This is a genomic window from Bacillus pretiosus, from assembly GCF_052947655.1.
Map to the genome: position 1 here is coordinate 2,024,214 of NZ_CM129593.1, position 23,535 is coordinate 2,047,748.

The 23,535-nt window shown below is 35.6% G+C and carries 18 protein-coding genes and 2 other annotated features; of the genes, 15 read left to right on the plus strand and 3 right to left on the minus strand.

Translation table 11 applies throughout. The features are described 5' to 3' along the window. Positions 1–10 precede the first annotated feature (10 nt). Positions 11–283 (plus strand): stage V sporulation protein SpoVS, encoded by a 273-nt coding sequence (spoVS, locus tag ACU8YW_RS10520; RefSeq protein ID WP_000427790.1) that lies wholly within the window; start codon positions 11–13, stop codon positions 281–283. A gap of 112 nt (positions 284–395) precedes the next feature. Here the strand turns inward: spoVS and ACU8YW_RS10525 are convergent, their stop codons facing one another. After that, positions 396–1,181: a hypothetical protein gene (locus tag ACU8YW_RS10525; RefSeq protein ID WP_098948846.1), complete on the minus strand. Its 786-nt coding sequence runs from the start codon at positions 1,179–1,181 to the stop codon at positions 396–398. A gap of 109 nt (positions 1,182–1,290) precedes the next feature. On the opposite strand from ACU8YW_RS10525, the gene ACU8YW_RS10530 reads away from it, so the two are divergent. From ACU8YW_RS10530 to ACU8YW_RS10550, 5 genes are all read left to right on the plus strand, one after another. Further along, complete coding sequence (locus tag ACU8YW_RS10530) at positions 1,291–1,938, plus strand: HD domain-containing protein (RefSeq protein ID WP_426933715.1); 648 nt, start codon at positions 1,291–1,293, stop codon at positions 1,936–1,938. Next, positions 1,935–3,830 carry an ABC-F family ATP-binding cassette domain-containing protein gene (locus ACU8YW_RS10535; RefSeq protein WP_426933714.1) on the plus strand — a complete coding sequence of 632 codons (1,896 nt, stop codon included), beginning with the start codon at positions 1,935–1,937 and terminating at the stop codon, positions 3,828–3,830. Before ACU8YW_RS10530 ends, ACU8YW_RS10535 begins: the two co-directional genes overlap by 4 nt. A gap of 75 nt (positions 3,831–3,905) precedes the next feature. Next, positions 3,906–4,637: a Bax inhibitor-1/YccA family protein gene (locus ACU8YW_RS10540; protein WP_426933713.1), complete on the plus strand. Its 732-nt coding sequence runs from the start codon at positions 3,906–3,908 to the stop codon at positions 4,635–4,637. Positions 4,638–4,790: 153 nt separating this feature from the next. Then, complete coding sequence (locus ACU8YW_RS10545) at positions 4,791–5,045, plus strand: DUF4318 domain-containing protein (protein ID WP_426933712.1); 255 nt, start codon at positions 4,791–4,793, stop codon at positions 5,043–5,045. A gap of 158 nt (positions 5,046–5,203) precedes the next feature. Beyond that, positions 5,204–5,542 (plus strand): single-stranded DNA-binding protein, encoded by a 339-nt coding sequence (locus tag ACU8YW_RS10550; protein ID WP_048540931.1) that lies wholly within the window; start codon positions 5,204–5,206, stop codon positions 5,540–5,542. A gap of 25 nt (positions 5,543–5,567) precedes the next feature. Here ACU8YW_RS10550 and ACU8YW_RS10555 read toward each other — a convergent pair whose 3' ends face one another. Both ACU8YW_RS10555 and ACU8YW_RS10560 read right to left on the minus strand, forming a co-directional pair. Beyond that, entirely contained in the window at positions 5,568–6,158 is a 591-nt protein-coding gene (locus ACU8YW_RS10555; protein ID WP_426933711.1) for a TetR/AcrR family transcriptional regulator, read from the minus strand. Positions 6,159–6,280: 122 nt separating this feature from the next. Further along, positions 6,281–7,429: an FAD-dependent monooxygenase gene (locus ACU8YW_RS10560; RefSeq protein WP_426933710.1), complete on the minus strand. Its 1,149-nt coding sequence runs from the start codon at positions 7,427–7,429 to the stop codon at positions 6,281–6,283. A 243-nt stretch (positions 7,430–7,672) separates the two neighbouring features. Between ACU8YW_RS10560 and ACU8YW_RS10565 the strand changes: the two genes are divergently transcribed. The 9 genes from ACU8YW_RS10565 (at position 7,673) to ACU8YW_RS10605 (ending at position 23,439) form a co-directional block, all read left to right on the plus strand. After that, the gene (locus ACU8YW_RS10565; protein WP_087982610.1) at positions 7,673–8,800 is read left to right on the plus strand and encodes a conserved virulence factor C family protein; all 1,128 of its coding nucleotides are present in this window, start codon (positions 7,673–7,675) and stop codon (positions 8,798–8,800) included. A 3-nt stretch (positions 8,801–8,803) separates the two neighbouring features. Next, on the plus strand, positions 8,804–9,187 hold the full coding sequence (locus tag ACU8YW_RS10570; protein ID WP_098137211.1) for a thiol-disulfide oxidoreductase DCC family protein: 384 nt from the start codon (positions 8,804–8,806) through the stop codon (positions 9,185–9,187). Between the two features lie 83 nt (positions 9,188–9,270). Next, positions 9,271–9,705 (plus strand): BrxA/BrxB family bacilliredoxin, encoded by a 435-nt coding sequence (locus tag ACU8YW_RS10575; RefSeq protein ID WP_000063705.1) that lies wholly within the window; start codon positions 9,271–9,273, stop codon positions 9,703–9,705. A gap of 49 nt (positions 9,706–9,754) precedes the next feature. Next, positions 9,755–10,531, plus strand: a complete 777-nt coding sequence (locus tag ACU8YW_RS10580; RefSeq protein WP_087982606.1) for a class I SAM-dependent methyltransferase — start codon at positions 9,755–9,757, stop codon at positions 10,529–10,531. Between the two features lie 40 nt (positions 10,532–10,571). Then, positions 10,572–10,786: a binding site (T-box leader), on the plus strand. Between the two features lie 46 nt (positions 10,787–10,832). Then, positions 10,833–12,521 (plus strand): arginine--tRNA ligase, encoded by a 1,689-nt coding sequence (gene argS, locus ACU8YW_RS10585; RefSeq protein WP_426933709.1) that lies wholly within the window; start codon positions 10,833–10,835, stop codon positions 12,519–12,521. A gap of 133 nt (positions 12,522–12,654) precedes the next feature. Further along, positions 12,655–13,560 (plus strand): class I SAM-dependent methyltransferase, encoded by a 906-nt coding sequence (locus tag ACU8YW_RS10590; RefSeq protein WP_426933708.1) that lies wholly within the window; start codon positions 12,655–12,657, stop codon positions 13,558–13,560. A 338-nt stretch (positions 13,561–13,898) separates the two neighbouring features. Further along, complete coding sequence (locus ACU8YW_RS10595) at positions 13,899–18,101, plus strand: tetratricopeptide repeat protein (RefSeq protein ID WP_426933707.1); 4,203 nt, start codon at positions 13,899–13,901, stop codon at positions 18,099–18,101. A gap of 99 nt (positions 18,102–18,200) precedes the next feature. Continuing rightward, positions 18,201–18,439 (plus strand) — a binding site (T-box leader). Positions 18,440–18,493: 54 nt separating this feature from the next. Next, complete coding sequence (gene ileS, locus ACU8YW_RS10600) at positions 18,494–21,595, plus strand: isoleucine--tRNA ligase (RefSeq protein WP_306007798.1); 3,102 nt, start codon at positions 18,494–18,496, stop codon at positions 21,593–21,595. 332 nt (positions 21,596–21,927) lie between these two features. Further along, on the plus strand, positions 21,928–23,439 hold the full coding sequence (locus ACU8YW_RS10605; protein ID WP_426933706.1) for a M36 family metallopeptidase: 1,512 nt from the start codon (positions 21,928–21,930) through the stop codon (positions 23,437–23,439). The last annotated feature ends 96 nt before the right edge of the window (positions 23,440–23,535 follow it).

A 23,535-nucleotide genomic window follows, 5' to 3' on the forward strand; every position in this document is an offset into this window, starting at 1 on the left:
AGCAACTTACATGGAAAATATATTAAAGGTATCTTCAAAATCAAAACCAAATTCAGTAGCAGGTGCAATAGCTGGTGTACTAAGAACAAGTGGCAATGTGGAAATTCAAGCGATTGGGGCAGGTTCTATAAATCAAGCGATTAAAGCAATTGCAATTGCAAGAGGATTTGTTGCTCCAAGTGGTATTGATTTGGCCTTTGTTCCAGCATTTCAAGAGGTTACTATTAATGATCAAGAAAGAACGGCGATTAAATTAATTGTAGGTCCTAGAAGGAAAAGGTAACTGCAGTAATTCAGTATTGAAATGACATTTAACATAACAAACAAAAAGTGTCACAAATGCTTATGAAATAGGCATTTGTGACACTTTTATAGTTTTGTGAGAATAAAAACCTCTAAAACTGCTCATTCTTCTCCCAAGATTCCACAATATAATGTGCAATCGTCGGGTTGAATCCTTTTCCAACTAAAAACATAATCGCCGCAACTTCTGTTAAAGCATGTTTATGTGATGTATGTTTAGCTTCATTTAAACCGTAATCTACCCAAGGTTTTACGAAATCTAGTACAGGTTTCTTTAAAGGTAAAAACTGTGTACCGACAACTTGTTGAATTTGTTGTTGTGTTGGTTCTGTAATTGGTCCAGGCGGTAAGATTTGCGGTTGTGTAATATCGAGTGTTGGTCCTGGTGGTAAAATTTGTGGTTGTGTTGGATCAATTGTTGGTGGTTTAGGCGGTGAGACACGCGCGTTGTAGTTTGGTTGGTACATTTGTTGTTGGTATTGTGGTTGTTGCGGCTGAGTTGCGTATGGATTTGGTTGAAATTGTTGCTCTTGATTTTGTGGTGCTACATATGGATTTTGAGGGTATTCATAATTTGGACGTGAGTCGTATGGATTTTGTTGATATTCAGTTTCTTGATTTTGCGTTGTTGCATATGGATTTTGCTGATATTGTTGTTCTTGATTTTGCGGTGCTGCATATGGGTTTTGAGGATATTCATAATTAGGACGTGTGTCGTATGAGCTTTGTTGATAATTAGCTTCTTGGTTTTGCGGTGTTTCGTATGGATTTTGTTCATATTGTTGCTCTTGTTCTTCATATTGTTCTGTGTATCTTTGGTCCTGTTGCTGAGGGTAAAATGGTTGTTGTGGATAAGGCGGTTGATTATTATAGAACATATTTATTCCTCCTCCATGATGATGCTTACCACTCAGTGTATGGGCGGACAAGAAAATATGTGATGAAAAAATGCGGGCGTGTTACAATAAGTAACTGGGTGAAGATAAAATGACAAAACAAGAAAAGATTCAAAAAACAATTACTTTTGTAAAACATATTTTAGAAAAAGATGCGAGTGGGCATGATTGGTATCATATTGAACGCGTACATAAACTGGCGATTTCTTTATCCGAGCAAGAAGGGGGAAATCGTTTTATAATTGAAATGGCAGCATTACTTCACGATGTGGCAGATGAGAAGTTAAATGAAAGTGAAGAAGCAGGAATGAAAAAAGTTTCTGATTGGTTAGAAGAGTTACATGTTGAAGAAGAGGAAAGTAAACATGTTCTTCATATCATCGCCAATATGTCTTATAAAGGTGGTCATGGCGGTAAAATGGATTCACTTGAAGGGAAGCTTGTTCAAGATGCGGATCGCTTAGACGCTCTTGGAGCAATTGGAATAGCTCGCACATTTGCGTATGGTGGAGCGAAAGGAAGATTAATGTATGATCCAACTATTCCTCCGCGTGAAGTGATGACGAAAGATGAATATAGAAAAAATAACGATCCATCTTTAAATCATTTCTATGAAAAACTTTTAAAACTAAAAGACTTAATGAACACGAACGCAGCAAAACAAGAGGCTGAAGTTCGTCATCGTTATATGGAACAGTTTATTGAACAATTTATGAAAGAGTGGAATGCACAAATATGAAAATGTTAACTGTGGAAAACTTATCGAAATCATACGGAGAAAAACCGTTATTTGATGGATTATCATGTAGTATTACAGAAGGACAACGTGTCGGAATCATTGGTGTAAACGGTACTGGTAAATCGACATTATTAAAAATTATTGCAGGGTTAGAAACTCCTGATACAGGTGATATGACGCATTCACGTGGTTATACAATTAGTTATTTATCACAGCAACCAGAGTTTGATGAAAAACTAACAGTATTAGAACAAGTGTTCCGTGGTGATACACCTTTAATTCGTCTTCTTCGTGATTATGAACAATCGTTATTAAATATCGAAAAAGATCCAAGTAATGAAAAAGTACAGGAACAATTATTTGCAGTGCAGCAACGTATGGATGCGATGAGTGCATGGGAAGCAAATGCGAATGCAAAATCGTTATTAACGAAATTAGGAATTACTGATTTTACAGCAACTGTTGGAAACCTATCTGGTGGACAAAAAAAGCGTATTGCAATGGCGCAATGTTTTATTGAAACACCTGATTTATTAATTTTGGATGAGCCTACGAACCATCTTGACCATGAGACAGTTGAATGGTTGGAAGAATATTTAGCAAGATATACTGGTGCGGTATTACTTGTAACCCATGATCGTTATTTCTTAGATCGTGTGACAAACCGCATTTTTGAATTAGACAATGGTAAACTATATAGTTACGAAGGAAACTATAGTACATTTTTAGAAGCGAAAGCACTTCGTGAAGAACAAGAAATTGCGCAAGAATCAAAACGTCAAAACTTATATCGCCGCGAACTAGCATGGATCCGCCGCGGTGCAAAAGCTCGTTCGACAAAGCAAAAAGCACGTATTCAACGATTTGATGAGTTAAAAGGTCAAGAAGGACCAGCTGCAAAACAGTCAGTTGATATTGCGCTTAGCGGGAGTCGCCTTGGCAAAAAAGTACTTGAGTTAAAAGATGTAACGAAAAAATTCGGTGATAAAACGGTATTACACAACTTTAATCATATTGTGAAACCAGGAGATCGTATCGGAATCATTGGAGCGAATGGAAGCGGAAAATCTTCTCTATTAAATATGCTTGCAGGCAAGTTAGCTCCTGATAGTGGTGAAGTTGAAGTAGGACAAACTGTAAAAGTTGCTTATTATACGCAAGAAAATGAAGAGATGAATTTAAATCAGCGTATGATTGAATACATTAAAGAGATTGCAGAAGTTATTCATACGACAGACGGAAAAGTAATTGGTGCATCTCAAATGCTAGAACGTTTCTTATTCCCGACGCACTCACATGGTACACCGCTTGGTAAACTATCTGGTGGTGAAAGAAGACGTTTATATTTATTACGTATTTTAATGGGAGAACCAAACGTACTATTACTTGATGAACCTACGAATGATCTAGATACACAAACATTAACAGTACTGGAAGATTATTTAGAAGATTTCCCAGGTGTCGTTTTAACTGTATCGCATGACCGTTACTTCTTAGATAAAGTAGTAGATGAATTGTTCATCTTTAGTGGCGGAGGCGAAGTGCGTGAATTCCTAGGTAGTTATACGGACTTTTTAGAAATGGAAAAGACGAAAGAACTTATTGAGAAGGCGGAAGTTCAAAAAGAGAAAAAAGTAGTAGAAGAAGCTCCGAAACAACAACGTAAACGTAAACTTTCATACAAAGAGCAGCGTGAATGGGAAACAATTGAAGATACAATTGCCGAACTAGAAGAGAAAATTGAGTCAATTGGAGAAGAACTTGCGAAAGTTGGATCTGACTTCACAAAGGCACAAGAATTATCTGAAGCACAGCAGAAAACAGAAGAAGAGCTAGAAAAAACGATGGAAAGATGGAGTGAACTATCAGACATCGTTGAAGGATTAAAATAAAAACAAGCTGCATATATTGAAAAGTAAAGAGAAAAACTTTACACTATTGGTAGAACCTATTTTAGGAGGGAAAAAATGAGAACATCTAATCCAATGTTGAAAAAAGAGGCATTCCGTAAAGAGGGAGCAAGCGCTTCTGCGATGACGATTGGCGGAACAGTAGGCAAAACGTTTATTATGCTTATCTTGCTACTTGCAACGTCTGTCTATTCATACATACAGATGATGCAGGGGACGATGAAGATGCCGGTATTAATTGGTGCTTTAATCGTTGCGGCAATCATCGCATTTGCGTCTATGTTCTTTCCGCGTATTTCACCTTTTGGTGCACCAATCTATGCGGCGGTAGAAGGGGTTGTATTAGGTAGTATTTCAGCGGTTTATACAATGAAATTTGGCGATTCTATCGTTTTAAATGCTGTATTACTAACAATCTCAATTCTATTTGCAATGTTAGTGTTATATGCAACGCGTGCAGTAAAGGTAACGGATAAATTCCGTACAGGCGTGATGGCAGCAACACTTGGAATTATGGTTATGTATTTAGTCGTATTTCTACTAAACATGTTTGGTGTAACTGTTCCGTACATTCACCAAGGCGGTACGATTGGTATTATTATTAGTGCAGTTGTTATCGTAGTTGCTGCATTAAACTTATTACTAGATTTCGATTTAATCGAAAATGGTGTACGTAGTCAAGCTCCGAAATATATGGAGTGGTACACTGCGATGGGACTAATGCTTACATTAGTTTGGTTATATTTAGAAATTCTTCGTTTCGTTTCTTACTTTACGAAAAATGACTAATAAAAAATCCTGCATGAAAAATGCAGGATTTTTTTATTTTCAAAGATAGAGTGAAATTTTAATCAGTGAGGCTTATACTGCCTGTTAATGCAGGGTAATTTCGGTAATGGTATAATATGGTTGTTGGTAATTCAAATTGAAGGGGGATGGAATATGATGAAAGAGAAGAAAGGGATTATGAAAAAACTATTTTCTAAAAGTTTTTTCATAGAACTAGAAGATGCTTTAACGTATCCATCATCAGAAGTTATTATTTCCGCTATTGAAAGGTATGCGGTTGAATGTCAGGAACAATTGAGTTTTGAGAGTAAAGTTAAACCGATTACTTTTTACTTAGAAAATGTAATGTATCGTGTTGAGATAAAGATGGCTCGCGGTGGATATTACATTTCCTGTAGTGAAGTATAAATTTTGAAACCTTACATGTTTAATATATGTAAGGTTTCTTTTTTTCTTTTACAGCATATAAAATAATATTTTTTACTTTAAAATATATTATTTTACGCTTTTTACCCTTCATACATTTTTCTTTACAATGAAGAAAAATATGTGAGGTGGTATAACATATGATGAATCGAGTTGTATTAATCGGTAGATTGACAAAGGAGCCAGAATTATACTACACAAAGCAAGGTGTCGCTTATGCACGAGTATGTGTTGCGGTGAATAGAGGTTTTCGAAATAGTTTAGGTGAGCAACAAGTAGATTTTATTAATTGTGTCGTTTGGAGAAAATCGGCTGAGAATGTAACTGAATATTGTAAGAAGGGGTCACTTGTTGGAATTACCGGACGTATTCATACGAGGAATTACGAAGATGATCAAGGAAAGAGAATATATATAACGGAAGTTCTGATTGAGAGCATTACATTTTTGGAGAAAAGGCGGGAGGGGGCATCACAATAAGAGGGCTTAGTAGTATAGCCCTCTATCACTTTTGATTGATACCCTCCCAAACAACATCTAATTGTTGATTGAGTATATTTTTCGCGTTTATTTCATTAGCATGTAATAGTGAATGGGACATTAATGTATAAAAATAAGTACTCATAATTGTAGAGGTGATAATATGTATATCCCATTTACTGTTTAATTTTCCTGTCGCTTTTGCTTCTGCGATAATTGAAGATAAACATTCTTGTAGTTGTTGTATGCTTTTTACTTCATTTTCTACTAAGTAGTTAGACTTAATAATCTCAAAGACGGCATGCTGCATTAAATCACCATGTCCAGTAAAACGGTCTAGTAAGTTTTCTAGAACAAGTTTGATTCTTTCTTTTGGATGTTCCACATTTTCATATGCTTTTAAACTTTCATTCCATAGCTCAATTTGAGAATCACCTAAAAATAATAATATGTTTTCTTTTTTCGGAAAGTAGTTGAAGAAAGTTCCTTTTGCAATCCCGCATGCAGTAGTAATATCTTGAACCGTTACATTTTCGTACCCGCGTTCTTGGAAGAGTTGTACTGCTTTTAGGAATATAAGTTCTTTTAATTCTTTTTTTCTCGTTTCTCTAAGCATTTTATCTACTCCTAACACAAACAATTATATCTGTTTAATAGATAATCTTAAATAAAATCTTACTTCATGATTAAGTTTAATGTAATTGAAAGAAGGGTAGAGAATGCTGTTTCTCATTTTTGTTATAACTGAAAGTTGTATAGTTCATGTGCTTGCCTTTCAGAAATCCATTTCGGAATACGTTTCATTACTTCGTTTCTCACTATAGTTAAAGGTGTACTTTCTATTTGCGCCATTTTTCCAACTTTCCAAGCAGTATTTGAGATTTTTTCAATTCTATCTCGTCTTTTTTGTTCGTATTCTAGGAATGCTTGACGATAATGGGCATTATTCTTAATACATTCAGCCAAAATAATCGCATCTTCAATTGCCTGACAAGCTCCTTGACCTAAATTAGGAGTAAGTGCATGAGCTGCATCCCCAATAAATACGATGCGCTTTTCAAAAAACTGTTTCATTGGTGTAATGTCTACAATGTCACGATGAATCATAGTAACGTCCGATGCATTATTTAAAATAGATGGGATGGGATTGTGGTAAGTTTTGAAATGATTATATAAATCTGCTGTTGTGTAAGCTTTGTATTTTGGATCTCTAGCTTTAGCGTTTATGAGCGCATACCAGTATACTTCGTTATTGGGAAGAGGGACGATACCAAATCTACCGTTTGTTCCCCAAGTTTCAATAAAATCGTTTGTTAAAGAAAGGTTATTAGTAGGAGTTACGCCGCGCCAACACGTATATCCTGCATAACGATAATTATCGCTTTGTGTTACTTGTTTTCGAACGACAGAATGAATACCATCAGCAGCAATGAGTATATTACCAAGTGCTTCACTACCATCTTGGAATAATATTTTTAAGGCGTTTTCTTCATTTTGTTCTATTTTTGCGCATTCTTTTCCCCATTCGACAGTATCTTCTTTTAGTTCAGAAAGTAGTAATTGATGTAAATTTTTTCTATGAATGGAGTACATTTTTGGATAACATGCTGGAATGGTCAATTTATTAAAAATAGTTCCTTTTTCGGATACAAGGTTAAAGCCGTCACTTTCGTTGCCAATTTTTTTTATTGTCTCAGAAATTCCGTATGGTTCAAGTGCTTGCATCGCATTTGGGGCGATGATAATACCTGCACCAGCAACAGTAGGTTCAGTATTTTGGTCATATACTTTTACATCTAATCCTATTTTTTGTAAGGAAATTGCTGCGCAAAGTCCAGCAATACCGCCACCAATAATTATGACATTATTCATTTGATATCCCTCCAACTTAGAGTGACTTTGATCATAAAATGACCATAGTCATTTTATGAGTTAAGGTTAATCCCTTTTTCTGGTATTGTCAATTATACTTTTAACTTTAGTTTTCGAACGATTAGGTGAAAATAGAATGAATGAAACTTCTAAGAAATGTAGAAAAGGAATTAGCAAAATTAAGCATCCGAGTAGGAGTATAGAGTGATAACATGTTACAATACAGCTAAGAACACGCAATAAAGGAGAGTTTTTTACGTGAAGATTAAAGCAATTGAACCGACGCCAAGTCCAAATACAATGAAAGTTATTTTGAATGAAGTATTACCATCAGGAGCGCGTAATAATTATACAAATGAAAATAAAGAACAGGCACCAATGCAAGTGCAAGAAATTTTGAAAATTGAAGGTATTAAAGGTGTATATCATGTAGCCGACTTTTTAGCAGTGGAGCGAAATGCGAAGTTTGACTGGAAAGTTTTATTACAACAAGTTCGTGCTGTTTTCGGCGAACAGGTAGTAGAAGAAAGTGAAGAACAACAACTTGCTCATTTTGGGGAAGTGAAAGTGTTTGTTCAAATGTTCTTTACAATTCCAATGCAAGTAAAGTTAACAGATGGAACATCGGAAGAACGTGTTGGTTTACCAGATCGTTTTAAAGAATCAATTATGAAAGTTCAAATGTCTGCACCAAACGTTGTGAAAGAGCGCAAATGGGTAGAACAAGGTACACGTTACGGTAATTTTGAAGAAATCGGGAAAGAAGTAGTAGAAGAGATTGTTGCTGCTTATTCAGAAGAACGTGTAAATGAAACAGTTAAAGAATTATTAAACCAGGCAGGTGCTGTTGAAGTAACGATTCAAAAGCGTGAGCCATATAAAGTAACAGTAGAGATGATGAAAGATGCTGACTGGAAAAATCGTTTTGCAGCATTAGAGCAAATGGATCCTACTGAAGAAGATATGCCAGTGTTGAAGATGGCGTTAGATGATGAAAAAGTTTCAATCCGCCGTTTAGCAACAGCGTATTTAGGTATGGTAAAAGGTGATGGGGTATTGCCGTTATTATATAAAGCGTTATTAGATCGTTCAGTAAGTGTTCGCCGTACAGCGGGCGATTGCTTATCAGACGTAGGTGATCCAGCAGCGATGTTCGTTATGATTAAATCTCTGAAAGATTCAAGTAAATTAGTACGCTGGCGTGCAGCTATGTTCTTATTTGAACTTGGAGATGAAAGTGCGATTCCTGCATTAAAAGCAGCGCAAGATGATCCGGAGTTTGAAGTAGCGATGCAAGCGCGTCTAGCATTAGAGCGTATTGAAGGTGGAGAAGAAGCAAAAGGTTCTGTATGGAAACAAATGACGGAGTCTCGTAAAGGGGAGTAATGTATGATTGTTTTCTATGATAGTTGGTGTCCGATGTGTACGGCGGTTGCAGAACGTACGAAAAAACTAGATAAAAAGGGTAAGATGCAATTTGTTTCATTTCGAGATGAAGATGTAGTTGAGAAGTATGAACTTTCTCAAGAACTACAAAGTAAGATGGAACAAAGATTGTATATTTTAAAAAATAATAAGTGGTATGCCGGAATTCATAGCATACATGTATTAGCAAAGGCCGTTCCATCTTATTGGTTTGCCGTTCCTTTTATAAAACTATCTATCGTACTCGGATTTGGAAGTAAAGTATACGATTATATCGCTAACAATAGAAAACTTGTCCCAGTTGGACATTGCCGTGAAGGGGTTTGTGAAATCCCTACAAAAAAATGAAATCATCGTTATCTTTCTTTTGCACCTAGTAATAGAGCGTGATATGATGAATTTGGAATGAAAGTTGAAGGAGAGATTACACGATGTCAAATGCTTATGAAGAATACATGCGCCAAATGGTAATCCCAATGCGTCAAGAATTAGTGCGTTCTGGGTTTGAAGAGTTAACTACAGAAGAAGCTGTAACAGAATTTATGGAAAACACGGCAGGTACAACTTTAGTAGTTGTAAACTCAGTTTGTGGTTGTGCAGCTGGTTTAGCACGTCCATCAGCAGGTCAAGCAGTTGTTCGTGCTGAAAAACAACCAGATCATCTTGTAACTGTATTCGCAGGTCAAGATAAAGATGCTACTGCAAAAATGCGTGAATACTTCGGAGAAATTCCTCCATCTTCACCATCTATGGCATTATTAAAAGGAAAAGAAGTTGTTCACTTCATTCACCGTCATGAAATTGAAGGTGCAACTATGGACGAAATTATTACGAACTTAGAACAAGCTTTCGAAAAGAATTGCTAAAGAAGGGGGAGAGTAAATCTCCCTCTTTTCTTTATATAGAGGTGAAACAATGATCGTAACAACAGCAGGAAGAACAAACAAAGAAATGACAGATTATGCAAACAAGGTAGCAGCAGAATTAAATCGTTCTTTCGTTAAACGTAATGACGTACCAGTACATAAACTGCATGAGCAGTATGAACAAGATGTACTTGTTGTAGGGAAAAACCGATTAGCTATTTATCCGAGAGGAACGGAAGAGTCATTTTTCTTTCATCCAAACTCAGCGATGTTTCGTGTGAAAAGGTTAATGCGCGGAGAACACGATCCGTTTGTACAAGCCGCGCAATTAGAGAGCGGAATGACAGTATTAGATTGTACGCTCGGTATGGCATCAGATAGTATTGTAGCTAGTTATATTGTTGGTGAAAGCGGAAAAGTAACGGGACTTGAAGGCAATGAGTATATGGCTTATATTATGGAAAATGGTTTAAAAACATGGTCTTCAACTGTTTCTGAAATTGATGAGGCAATGCAACGAATCGATGTGAAGCAAACGGAGCATTACGCATTTTTAACACAATGTGAAGACAATAGTTATGATGTTGTGTACCTTGATCCGATGTTTGAAGAAACTGTTATAGAATCAGATGGAATAAAAGGATTAAAACACTTCGCTTTGTATCATGATATTACTAACGAAACAATTGCAGAAGCGAAGCGTGTGGCGAGAAAGCGTGTCGTTCTGAAAGATCATTTCCGTAGTTCTAGATTTGAAAAACATAATTTTCATGTATACAAAAGAAGAAGTGCTAAGTTTCACTTTGGTGTAATTGACCCTTGCTAATTGTTTGAAAAGATGTATAATAAGCAATAATTAATTAAATATACTGTCGGTGATGAAGAGAGTAGTCTTTTTTAGAAGGAAAGCGAGCTAGGGATGGTGTGAGCCTAGTGTGGAAGGAAAAGATGAAGCGCACTTCGGAGATGCTTCTTGAACGAATAGTAGAGTAAGCCGAGGCCCCCTGTCCTCGTTATAAACGGGAAAGTGGTTCGTAATGAACAACAAGGGTGGTACCACGGGTTTAAACTCGTCTCTTTTTAGAGACGAGTTTTTTGTGTTTAAAAAAATAAGGAGGTTATATAGTATGGATTATAAAACGCAGTTTGCGGAAAGTTTATCCGATATTTTTACGAATGAATTAACGCAAAATCAAATTTTAGATTTAATCGAAACGCCGAAACAAGATGAATTCGGAGATGCGGCATTTCCATGTTTTTCACTTGCGAAGCAATATAAAAAATCACCAGCTATTATCGCAAAGGAAGTTGCAGGAAAATTAAGTGATCCATTTTTTACGAAAGTAGAGGCTGTTGGTCCTTATGTAAATGTCTTTTTTAATCGTGAGACGGTAAGTGATGATGTATTAAAAACGGTTTTAGCGGAGAAAGAAGAGTACGGTCAAAATCACTTTGGTTGTGAAAAAACGGTAGTTATCGATTATTCCTCTCCTAATATCGCGAAACCTTTTTCAATGGGGCATTTACGTTCTACAATGATTGGAAATTCACTGAAACATATTGCTGAAAAATGTGGTTATGAAGTTGTAGGAATTAATTATATTGGAGACTGGGGCACACAGTTTGGAAAGTTAATTACCGCTTATAAAAAATGGGGAAATGAAGCAGTAGTTAAAGAGGATCCAATACGTGAACTATTTAAGTTATATGTTCAATTTCATGAAGAGGTAAAAGACGATGAAGAATTAGAAGAAGATGGACGCGCTTGGTTTAAGAAATTAGAAGAAGGTGATGAAGAAGCTATTGAGCTTTGGAATTGGTTCCGTCACAAATCCTTAAAAGAATTTTCTCGTATTTATGAACTTCTCGGTGTTGAGTTTACTAATTTTCAAGGAGAAGCCTTTTATAATAACTTAATGGAAGATTTTATTGGGATTTTAGAAGAACATGATTTGCTTGAAGAGTCAGAAGGTGCGTTAGTCGTTAATTTAGAAGAAGAGGGAATGCCGCCTTGCTTAATTAGAAAATCCGATGGTGCAACGATTTACGCAACACGTGACTTAACAGCAGCGTTATACCGTCAAAACACATATGCATTTGATAAAGCGTTATATGTAGTTGGCCCAGAACAAAGTTTACATTTTAATCAATTTTTCACTGTATTAAAAAAGCTTGGATACAATTGGGTTGACGGCATGGAACATGTACCATTTGGGTTCATTTTAAAAGATGGTAAGAAAATGTCGACACGTAAAGGAAGAGTTATTTTACTTGAAGAAGTACTTGAAGAAGCAATTGACCTTGCAAAACAAAATATTGAAGAGAAAAATCCAAACTTAAAACAGAAAGAAGAAGTAGCGAAGCAAGTCGGTGTTGGCGCAGTTATCTTTCACGATTTAAAAAACGAGCGTATGCATAATATCGAATTCTCATTAGAAAACATGCTGAAATTTGAAGGTGAAACAGGACCGTATGTACAGTACACACATGCACGTGCGTGCTCTATTTTAAGAAAAGAAAGTGTAGAATTTGAAACGTGTACGTTTGCATTAAAAGATGATCATAGCTGGAGCGTTGTAAAATTACTGAATAAATTCCCTCAAATAATTGAAGCAGCTTTCAACAAAAATGAGCCATCAATCATTTCAAAATATGTATTGGATGTAGCACAATCGTTTAATAAATATTACGGTAATGTTCGTATATTAGAAGAGAGCGAAGAGAAAGACAGCAGACTCGCATTAGTGTATGCTGTGACGGTTGTATTAAAAGAGGGACTACGTTTACTTGGGGTGGAGGCACCTGAGGAGATGTGAAACAAATAGGTATACGTATCATAGTAGATATGTATGCCTATTTATTTTTATAGAAAATGTGAAAGCAGAAGTTTTATTTTATTAAATCTAAATTTTTCTAGAATTGTTTCAAGTGTAGGAATGTCCTTATTAAATGGAGAATTGTAATGTCATATATAAAAAGGAGGCGTTAAACTTGGAAACATACGATTGGAACAGTAAACTAGCATATTTAAAAAACACAAGAGATTTATATTACAACGACGATTATGTAAGCTTTTTAGTAAATATGGTTTGGAAGATTACTAAGCCAGTACATATTGTTGATTATGGTTGTGGATATGGTTATTTAGGCTTAGTATTAATGCCTTTACTTCCAGAAGGATCAAAGTATACAGGCATTGATAGTGGAGAAACATTATTATCTGAAGCGAGAGAGTTGTTTCGTTTACTTCCGTATGAGACAGAATTTCTTGAGGGAGATGCTACAGAAATTGAATTGAAAGATACATACGATATAGCAATTTGTCATGCTTTCTTATTACATATGAGTTCGCCAAAAATGATACATTCAATTAAAAAGGGCGGAAAAATAATCTGTTTTGAACCACATTGGATATCAAATATGTCTTCATACTCTTTAGATGGAGAGAATCAATCGGAAATTATTAGGCTAGGTGCTTTGCAGAAGTTATTTGAAAATGACATGCAGAGAAGCGGAAAAGATGGAAATATTGGTATGAAAATACCGATGTGTTTAAGTGAACTAGGCGTAAAAAATATTGAATGTAGAGTAAGTGATAAAGTGAACTTTTTAGATTCTAATATGCACTATAATGATAAACAAAGGTTGTATCATTCATTAAAAGAAGAGGGGATTGCAGGGGATCCGGGTGATAAACAGCATTTTATAGAACGTTTAATGGCTAGAGGATTAACATATGATGATGCGCTAGCTCAATATGAAGCTGAACTCCGATTTTTTAAGGCATTTCATCTACATTCTTCTTTAGTATATGCTCCGAATATGAAAATTACATTTGGTGAAATAGTATGTTGAAAGATAGCGATTTATTGAGGATTGTCATTTTTTGTCGGTAAGTCGATATCCACCGTATAATCGCTGATATATTTTGAAAATCGTCGATATATTTAAATTATCGCCGATATAATTTCATGTACGGATTTCAGCTTCCAAAAGATAAAATCCTCATGTTACGTTATTCCATTTAATTAAACAAAATATGGAGAAAAACAATCATTTTTACTATATTTTGTTATAAATTTGAATAATATTAATTAATACCATCCATTATAAGAGATTTTAGTTGAATACCTACAATATGATGTGTAAAATCTAAGCAAGTAGCAGTACAAATAAATATTCGAGGTGAATACATGCTAGATTTTAAGCAGTTAGATGCTTGTTTGAAAGACAAGAGATTTATAGATGGATTACAGGAAATAAATAATGAAATTTCATATATAAAAGAAAAGAATACTTTATCTTATTTGAAGAGTTGGCTTGCTAGTGTTCCTTCACATAAGGAGTTTGACATATTAATACGTCTTACTGATGAAGGGCTTATGCACCAATACAGTTCATTCCTCATTCGCTACGCCTACAAAAAATTCCCAAATATGAGAACGCTCTCTTTATATTGTGATGAGTTAATTGATGAGCGGAAAATACTTGAAGTAGAACAGTTGTTAAAAGACTCATTAGAAGAGGTAAGTAAAGAAGAAATAGAAGCTGATCTTTTAGCGAAAACATATTTTACATTAGTACGATGTTTGTTGGAAATGAAACGAAATGAAGAAGCCCTAATCTATATGCAAAAGGCAGAGGAGTACAGTTCACGTGCCGTATTTGATAAATGGGGCTACGTCTATATGCATACAGGTGAATGGGAGAAAGCAGAAGAACAATTTATAGCCGGCATGCAGCATAAAGATTGTGAAGAGCTATCTACCTATTTATTATCACAATTATATGCGAATCAAGGAGAACAAAAACGTGCATTACAGCTAATTGATGATGCGATTGTAAAGTTCCCGCAAGTACCATATTTTCATTTTGAAAAGGTAAAATATTTATTAGATTTAAGGAAGTATGAAGAAATGTTAGCGGTAATAGATAACATAAATAATCAGCTTCCTTATCATGCGTATAAAGCTTACTTTGTACATTTACGTGCAGAAGCGCTTTACAAAATGAATAAACTTGTAAATTTACAACAGTTATTAAAAGAAGAAAAAAGTTTAAAAGAGTCTTTATATCATAATTTAGAAAAAAATCCAGATGGAAAAAAGGTGCATTTACCGATAGTTCCTATTGTACAAAAGGATAATTATTGTGTTCCGACAAGTTTAGAAATGATGTTGCAGTTATGGGGAGAAAAACGTACACAAGATGAAATAGCAGAGTTTATTTTTGATATGACAGGGTCAAAGTTTTCAGATACTGTTTCTTATTTAGAAGAATTAGGTTATGAATATCGTTATTTTAAAGGGAATGAGGAAAATTATAAGAGGCTGCTGGATGAAGGGATTCCTGTTTTATTAAGTATAGATATTGAGCATGCTTCACATGTACAAGTGCTATCTGGATATGATGATACGTTACAAGCTTTTTATGTTCAAGATCCGAACTTTATAGAACCAGTTATTGTGGAATATAGTAAGTTACAAGAAAAATATCGTTACACAGGTTGTTTAGCGATTACGTTTGTTCCGAAAGAAAAGAAGGAGCAGTTAGCATTTTTAAATGAAGAAGAAAATCATTATTTTAAATCTATTTTTTCTCTTACGGATCATTTAGATGAACATGATAAAGAGGGGATTCATAACTTAGTACAATTTTTAAAAGAGACGAGTGATAATCCGAATACGTGGTTATATACAGTTAAGCATTTAGATGTTGAAGTAGATAATGAGTTTATTATATGTTGTATTGAAAAGTTAATGGAGAAGTTTCCGAACTCAGATTTTGTTAAATTGCATGGTGCGCAGTGCTTTATTCGCCTTCAAGAATTAGAAAAAGCCGGGCAAATGCTGACAAGTGTTGAGAAGAAAAATAATCGTGCTTTATATCATTTAATAAACGGAAGATATGCTTTTGAACAGGAAAGTTATATAGAAGCGATTTCAAGTTTTCGTTCATCATTACAATTAGACGCAGATCAGCCGATTGCTTGGAGTTTTCTCGCTCTATCATACATGTATATCGATCAATCTGAAAAGGCGTTGCAGTTTTCTCAAGTTGCTTTAGAACGTAGTCCAGAAAGATTCACTTTAACGAATCACGGATTAATATTAATAGATTTAGAAAGATATGAAGAAGCGTATGAAATTTTTAATGACCTATTAAGAGAGAATAAAAATGAGGCACATGTATGGTATGAGCGCGCGAGATGTGCGCATCATTTAGGGAAATTACATTTAGCGATAAAAGGGCTTAAAGTAGCGATTTATTTGGATAGTAATGCACCTTACATCTATACGAAACTTTCGGAAATATACGAGTCTGATTTGAAGGATGAGGAAAGTACGAAAGAAATTTTATTAAAAGGTATTGAGAATTGTGACGATAAGGCACCTCTATACGTAAAACTCGGTGACTATCATTTTCAAAATGATAGTCTGGAAGAAGCAGAAACATTGTATAATCGTGCTTTAGAAGAAAATCATGATGATGTTTATTCTCACTTTGGACTTACGCAAGTTTATATGGCGAAAGAACAATACAAGGAAGCGAAACAATATATTCTCGGTATTGAAAAACAAATTGAAAAGAGCCAAGATTTTCTTATGAATGCGGGAATGGTTCTATGGGATGCTGAGGTTGAACTTGGTGGAAATGAAGAAGGGTTTAAAGTAGCTTTGTCTAAGTTAGAGAGTGGTATAAAGCAGAGTGAATATAATGTGGCAAGTGCGTTAGATGAATATGTGAATCGAATTAAAGGAACGGTATTTGTACAAAGAGGTATAGCATTCTTAAGAACGTTACACAAAGAAAGAAAAGAAATAAGCGAATACGGTTGTTATACAGGTATTTTATATGAATCTATTGGGCAGTACGGCCAAGCGATGAAAAGGTATAATAAGGCGATAGAACAAAAGGAAACGGCATTACCGTATTACCGAATTGGTGAAATACTTATGGCATTAGGGCAATTGACGGAAGCAAAACAAGCGTATGAAACATGTTTAGAGCTTGATGAGAATTTCGTAGGTGTGCATTTACAGCTTGCAGAAATATATGAAAAAGAAGAAAATCGTTCTAAAGAACAAAGTCATATGGTTCAGGCTATGAAAGAAGAGCCGATGCATATTAATATGGAATATTTGGCACAGCTTTCAGTAGAAATGAGTCTTCAGGAAGAGTTACTGACAGAACTAGAACAATTAGCGGACGAAGCACCTGAAATATGGCGATTAGATGCGATTGCATATGTGTATGGAGCGATGGATGAAATAGATAAAGAACAAGCACAGATTGAAGAGGCACTTCAATTAGATAGTGAGCATATAGAAGTTCTATATCATTATGCCAAAGTGTTAGTGAAAAAAAGAAATGCAAAAGCAATTGAAATTGCAATGAAAGTTATACAAAAAGATGCAAATAATGAACGAATATTTGATGTGTATGTAAAAGCGATAGAACAACATAAGAAATTGTCTAACATACGAGAGTTTCTTCATACATTAAAGGTGAAGAAGGCAGAAAGAAGTATGGCATTTATGTATGCTGCATCTGCGGTGACGGAAAGATGGATTGAACGTCAACAAAATGAACAGCCGAAAAAATCCATAATTACGAGAGCTTTTTATCGTATGAAAAACCGTGCGAAAGAAATTTCGATTATTACTACAATCATTGATTTGTATGAAATTTCGTTAAAGTTAAATCAAAAAAATAGCATGGCAGCGCAGCGATTTTCACTATTTTACGAGAATGTGGCGATGTATAAAGAGGCGATAGATGTATTGCAAACATCGTTAGAAAATAAATGGGATTACGATATAGCGAAGCAACTTGTAAATCTTTTCATGGCGTGTGAGGAAGAAGATATGTTACGGGATGCTTCAGAATTAACGAAGCAAATGGTTCGAGAGTTACCAGATGATTATGATACGCTTCTTTTACAAGCACAAGTATTCTTTAAAATAGGAGAAGAAAGAAAAGCAGAAAAGATTACCTTACAATTAACGGAGCAAACACCGTTTGTAAGTAGAGCGTTTCTTGCTTTAGGAGAAATGTATCAAAGTCAAGAAAGGTTTGAAGAGGCAATTCATGTATTAGAAAATGCTTCTATACATCATCCAAATGAAGCAGCAATTCTTCTTTCTTTAGCATCTTCGTATCATGGTGCCGGACAAACACTAAAGGCAGAAAAAATAACAAATGATGTATTAACAATAGATGCGAGTGATTTGTTAGCAAGATACGATCGCGCTTGTTATTTAGCACAGTTAAATAGAATTGAAGAGGCGAAGCAAGAGCTTGAAATTGTTCTTCGTGAGGATGAATCAGGATTCTTTGCTGAGCTTATTGAAGAAGATGAAGATTTAGCTGGAATACAAGAATTTAAGAAATAATTGTATAGGAATTGTGAAAAAAGGGTATAATTAAATATATATTTAGAATTAGTTGACAATTTATTGCCCAATGGCATAAAATAGCTTTTAATAAAGTATACAAATCTGAAGACGAGAACGAGTAAAATAATGAATTGTTCCCCAGAGAGCCGGTGTATAGCTGAAAGCCGGTGTGCAGACGTTATTTGAAAATCATCTCCGAGGAGCCGAGGCTGAAATAAGTAAGCCCGGACGGATGTCTACCGTTACAAAGAACACGTATGATAGTACGTTGCTAAGTGCTATTAGCGAAGAGCTAATAGAATTAGGGTGGTAACGCGGTTAAACCCGTCCCTACTTCATGGGGACGGGTTTTTTGTGTGCTTTAAAATATTCAAAAGGAGTGATTGTAGATGAAGAAAGTAGATGTAAAAGAGTCAGCTGTAGGGAGAGAAACACGTATTCGTAAGCAGTGGAACGAGCAAAGTATTTTCGAGCAATCAATTCAGAATCGAGAAGGCGCACAGTCTTTCGTATTTTATGAAGGACCACCAACGGCGAACGGTTTACCACACGTCGGACATGCACTTGGACGGACAATTAAAGATGTAGTAGCGAGATATAAAACGATGGCTGGTTATAAAGTGCTACGAAAAGCGGGATGGGATACACACGGTTTACCTGTAGAATTAGGTGTTGAGAAGCAACTCGGTATTTCTGGTAAACATGAAATTGAAGAGTATGGAATTGAGCCATTTATTCAGAAGTGTAAAGAGAGTGTATTCACATATGAGAAGCAGTGGCGTGAATTCACTGAAAGCATCGGTTATTGGGTAGATATGGATGATCCATACGTTACGCTAGAGAATCCATATATCGAAAGTGTATGGCATATTTTAGGGACGATTCATGAAAAAGGATTATTGTACAAAGGGCATAGAGTCTCACCATACTGCCCAAGTTGTCAAACTTCACTAAGTTCACATGAGGTTGCACAAGGGTATAAAACAGTAAAAGACTTAAGTGCAACAGTTAAGTTTCAAGTGAAAGATAGTGAAAATGAATATTTCCTAGGGTGGACAACAACACCTTGGACACTTCCAGCAAATGTTGCGCTCGCTGTACATCCAAATATGGAATACGTGAAAGCGAAACAAGAAGGTCATGTATACATTGTTGCGAAAGAACGTGTACAAGATGTATTAAAAGAAGACTATGAAGTATTATCTGTTCATAAAGGTGAAGAATTAGTAAACACATCTTATATGCCGCCATTTCCAATGAAAGAAGTTACAAATGGCTATCACGTTATCGCAGCAGATTTTGTCACGGCAGATAGTGGTACAGGACTCGTTCATATCGCTCCAGCATATGGGGAGGACGATTATAGAGTCGTTCAAAGTGAAGGATTGTCATTCTTGCATGTTGTAGATGAGAAAGGTGAGTATACAGAAGCAGTACCATTTTTGAAAGGGAAATTTGTAAAAGATTGTGACGTGGATATTGTTCGTCATTTAGCGAAGGAAGGCTTACTATATCATAAAGAAAAGTATGAACATAGCTACCCACATTGCTGGCGTTGTGATTCACCACTTCTTTATTATGCAGGAGAGAGTTGGTTAATCCGAACAACTGCAATTAAAGATACATTTTTGCAAAATAACGATTCTGTTACTTGGTATCCAGATCATATGAAACATGGACGCTTTGGTAAGTTTTTAGAAAATATGGTGGACTGGAATATTAGCCGAAATAGATATTGGGGAACACCATTAAACGTATGGGAATGTGAAAGTTGCGATCATCAATTCGCACCGAAAAGCATTGCTGATTTAAGAAAGCATAGTACAAAAGAAACACCGGAAGATTTGGAATTGCATAAGCCATATGTAGATGAAGTGCAAGTTTGCTGTGAAAAATGCGGAAGTACAATGAATCGTACACCAGAAGTAATTGATGTTTGGTTTGATAGTGGTTCCATGCCATTTGCGCAATATCATTATCCATTTGAAAATAAAGAGTTATTTGAAGAACAGTTTCCAGCGGATGTTATTGCAGAAGGCATTGATCAAACACGTGGATGGTTTTATAGTTTATTAGCAGTATCAGCACTATATACAGGAAAAGTGCCTTATAAACGAGTGTTATCACTAGGGCATGTATTAGACGAAGAAGGACAGAAAATGTCTAAAAGTAAAGGGAATGCACTAGATCCAGTTGATTTAGTAAATCAGTTTGGTGCAGATGCTTTAAGATGGGCGCTACTCGTTGACAGTGCACCGTGGAATGCGAAACGTTTTTCTGAAAGAACAGTACTGGAAGCAAAATCTAAGTTTGTAGATACATTAGTCAATGTGTATAGCTTCTATGTTTTATATGCAAATTTAGATGGGTATAATCCAAAAGAAACGTATGATGTAAAGCGGACGAAATTGGATGAATGGGTATTATCAAGATTGCATAGCACAACGAAAAAAGTGAGAACTGCACTTGATGATTATCAATTTACGAATGCAGCTCGTGAAATCGCGGCGCTTGTAGATGCAGTAAGTAACTGGTATGTAAGACGATCACGTAATCGTTTCTGGGAATCTGGTATGAATGCTGAAAAAGCAGCTGCGTATGAGACACTTCATGAAGTGCTTGTGACAATTAGTAAATTAATTGCACCATTTACACCGTTTGTCGCTGAAGATATTCATTTAAATTTAACTGGAAGTAGCGTTCATTTAGAGGATTATCCAGTTGTAAATGAATCACTACTTCAGCCGAAACTAGAAGCGGAAATGGATGCTGTTTTACAAGTTGTTGAACTAGGAAGAAGTAACCGTAATCAGCATTCTTTAAAAGTAAAACAGCCGTTAGCAGAACTTGTATTACTAGCGCATAATGAAAATGATATGGATTGGGAATCTTATCGTGATATCGTCATGGATGAGCTAAATGTCAAAGCGTTTCATGTTGAACTCGATGAAACGAAATATACGTCCTATCAATTAAAGCTGAATTTTAAAACAGCTGGGCCGAAGTTTGGTAAAAATGTGAATGCAATAAATGGATGGTTAAAACAATTATCAAAAGAAGAAGTACAACACTTTGTATCTACAGAAAGAGCAGTTTACGAAACTGCACCAGGAGAAGAAGTAGTTGTAACGGCTGAAGATGTAGTAGTAGAGAAAGTTGCGAAATCAGGGTTCTCTAATACGACTAACGGACAATATACAGTTATGTTAGATACGAATGTAACAGAAGAGTTGTTACAAGAAGGAGTGGCGCGTGAATTTATTCGAGCGGTTCAAGAATATCGTAAGCAGTTAAATTTACCGGTTAATTTACGAGTAGATGTTATTCTTGATACAGAGGAAGAGCTACAACGAACATTAACGAACCATAAAGATTTATTGGAAGAAAATTTACTCGTTAAGCAATTTACATTTGATCACTTAACGAATGAAGACGATGAACTATCTTTAGGTGAAGCGAAAGTTCGAATTAAATTAAGCGCGGCTCATTAAAGAAAAAAGGAAGTTGGAATCATTCCAACTTCCTTTTTGTATGATGGAAATTTATCCGGCTAACTTCCTCATAATCCGTTCGATAGGTCCTCTAGTAAATGTCTTTCTTCATAGCACACTAAATAAAATACTGTAGAAATATATTTCTACAGTATTTTTCTCATTTTATACATAAATATTGAGAAAATTTCACTCAACCTAAATGGAAAGGTAATAGAATTGTTTATAGAGAATTACTCGTAGATTCAATTTTTATCCCCCCATTTTGTGGGGAATGATTGCCTAGTGGTAATGGGATAAGGTTGAGCTACTTTATTAGGGGGAGTGGTTCTATGTTTAATAAAAAAATGGTGGCAATGGCAATGACTGTGCCGTTAGTAATGGGGACGATTTCTACGGTTTCGGCATTGGAAAAACAGCAGCAAGTAAAGCTAGAAGCTTATTCGCCGCAGAAAAAAGCAACTGAATATTTAAAAGAAAATGCTGCGCAGTATGGATTAAAAACAGACCTTTCAGACTTGCAATATATTTCTACAACAGAAACGTCAGTAGCTTCATATGTTAGGTTCCAGCAAGTTATTAATGGTGCACCTGTATTTTCAAAACAAATTACAGTTACTCTTAACGGAGAGGGAAAGGGCGTACTTGCTGTTTCTGATTATCAATCCGTCAAAGGTGTGAAGGAAGTAACGACAAAAATTAGTGAAAAAGATGCAATACAAAAATCAATGGCGTATGTTGGAGAAGCAAGTGAGCAAAACTTATGGGCTCCTACAGAGAAAGAATTTGGATATATTGTTGAAGAGGGAATTGCTCGTCCAGTATATAAAGTGGTAGTCCATTCTAATAATCCATTTGGTGCATGGGAAACATTTATTGATGCGGAAAATGGGAAGTTAATTAAAAAGGTTGATATAAACCGAAAAGCTGAAGGGACAGGAAAAGTATTTTTACCTAACCCAGTCGTATCTAGCGGTAGTAAAGTAGGCTTAAAAGATAATAACGATGCAGATTCAACAGCGTTAACGAATCAATTGAAGACTGTTACGTTAAAAGGTTTAGATGGGACAGGATTTTTAATTGGAGAGTATGTAACGATTTCTTCAAAAGCAAAAACAAAATCTACAAATTTACAATTTAACTATACACGTGCAAATGATAGCTTTGAAGATGTTATGTCGTATTATCATATCGATACATTACAGCGTTACATTCAAGGGTTAGGATTTAAAAATATTAATAATCGCTCTATTAAAGTGAATGTGAATGGAACGACGGCTGATAACTCATTTTATTCTCCGACAACTAAAGCTTTAACTTTTGGTACTGGCGGAGTAGATGATGCAGAAGATGCTGGTATTATCGCACATGAATACGGGCATTCAATTCAAGATAACCAAGTGCCTGGCTTTGGTAGTTCTGCAGAAGGCGGAGCGATGGGAGAAGGATTTGGTGACTTCTTAGGTGCTACGTATGAAGATGCAGTATCGACAACAGGCTACGGAAAAGCATGTGTTGGAGAATGGGATGCGACAGCTTATTCTAGTTCAGATCCGACGTGCTTGCGCCGATTAGATACGAATAAAGTGTATCCGAAAGATGTTACAAATGAGGTACATGATGATGGGGAAATTTGGGCACAAGGTCAATATGAGATGGCACAAGCTTTTGGACGTGATGTAGCAACGAAAATTATTTTACAATCACACTGGTCATTAACACCAAACTCTAAATTCAGTGATGGAGCAAAAGCGATTAAGCAAGCGGATGCTCTTTTATATGGCGGACTACATGCTGCTGATATCGATCGTATTTGGGCAGCAAGAGGAATTAGTACGAATTAATATAAAAAGTCGTGGCGTTTATAAGCCACGACTTTTTAATTTGCTTAAGAACTGGTACTAGTAAAGTAAGCTATATGAATGCTAATGTAAATTCAT

Bases quoted from the DNA above. Each gene is read 5' to 3' on its own strand.
- ACU8YW_RS10580 (WP_087982606.1), top strand. From the start codon at position 9,755: ATGATCGTAACAACAGCAGGAAGAACAAACAAAGAAATGACAGATTAT.
- ACU8YW_RS10540 (WP_426933713.1), top strand. From the start codon at position 3,906: ATGAGAACATCTAATCCAATGTTGAAAAAAGAGGCATTCCGTAAAGAG.
- ACU8YW_RS10570 (WP_098137211.1), top strand. From the start codon at position 8,804: ATGATTGTTTTCTATGATAGTTGGTGTCCGATGTGTACGGCGGTTGCA.
- ACU8YW_RS10530 (WP_426933715.1), top strand. From the start codon at position 1,291: ATGACAAAACAAGAAAAGATTCAAAAAACAATTACTTTTGTAAAACAT.
- ACU8YW_RS10550 (WP_048540931.1), top strand. From the start codon at position 5,204: ATGATGAATCGAGTTGTATTAATCGGTAGATTGACAAAGGAGCCAGAA.
- ACU8YW_RS10545 (WP_426933712.1), top strand. From the start codon at position 4,791: ATGATGAAAGAGAAGAAAGGGATTATGAAAAAACTATTTTCTAAAAGT.
- ileS (WP_306007798.1), top strand. From the start codon at position 18,494: ATGAAGAAAGTAGATGTAAAAGAGTCAGCTGTAGGGAGAGAAACACGT.
- ACU8YW_RS10535 (WP_426933714.1), top strand. From the start codon at position 1,935: ATGAAAATGTTAACTGTGGAAAACTTATCGAAATCATACGGAGAAAAA.
- ACU8YW_RS10605 (WP_426933706.1), top strand. From the start codon at position 21,928: ATGTTTAATAAAAAAATGGTGGCAATGGCAATGACTGTGCCGTTAGTA.
- spoVS (WP_000427790.1), top strand. From the start codon at position 11: ATGGAAAATATATTAAAGGTATCTTCAAAATCAAAACCAAATTCAGTA.
- ACU8YW_RS10555 (WP_426933711.1), bottom strand. From the start codon at position 6,158: ATGCTTAGAGAAACGAGAAAAAAAGAATTAAAAGAACTTATATTCCTA.
- ACU8YW_RS10595 (WP_426933707.1), top strand. From the start codon at position 13,899: ATGCTAGATTTTAAGCAGTTAGATGCTTGTTTGAAAGACAAGAGATTT.
- ACU8YW_RS10590 (WP_426933708.1), top strand. From the start codon at position 12,655: ATGGAGAATTGTAATGTCATATATAAAAAGGAGGCGTTAAACTTGGAA.
- ACU8YW_RS10575 (WP_000063705.1), top strand. From the start codon at position 9,271: ATGTCAAATGCTTATGAAGAATACATGCGCCAAATGGTAATCCCAATG.
- argS (WP_426933709.1), top strand. From the start codon at position 10,833: ATGGATTATAAAACGCAGTTTGCGGAAAGTTTATCCGATATTTTTACG.
- ACU8YW_RS10525 (WP_098948846.1), bottom strand. From the start codon at position 1,181: ATGTTCTATAATAATCAACCGCCTTATCCACAACAACCATTTTACCCT.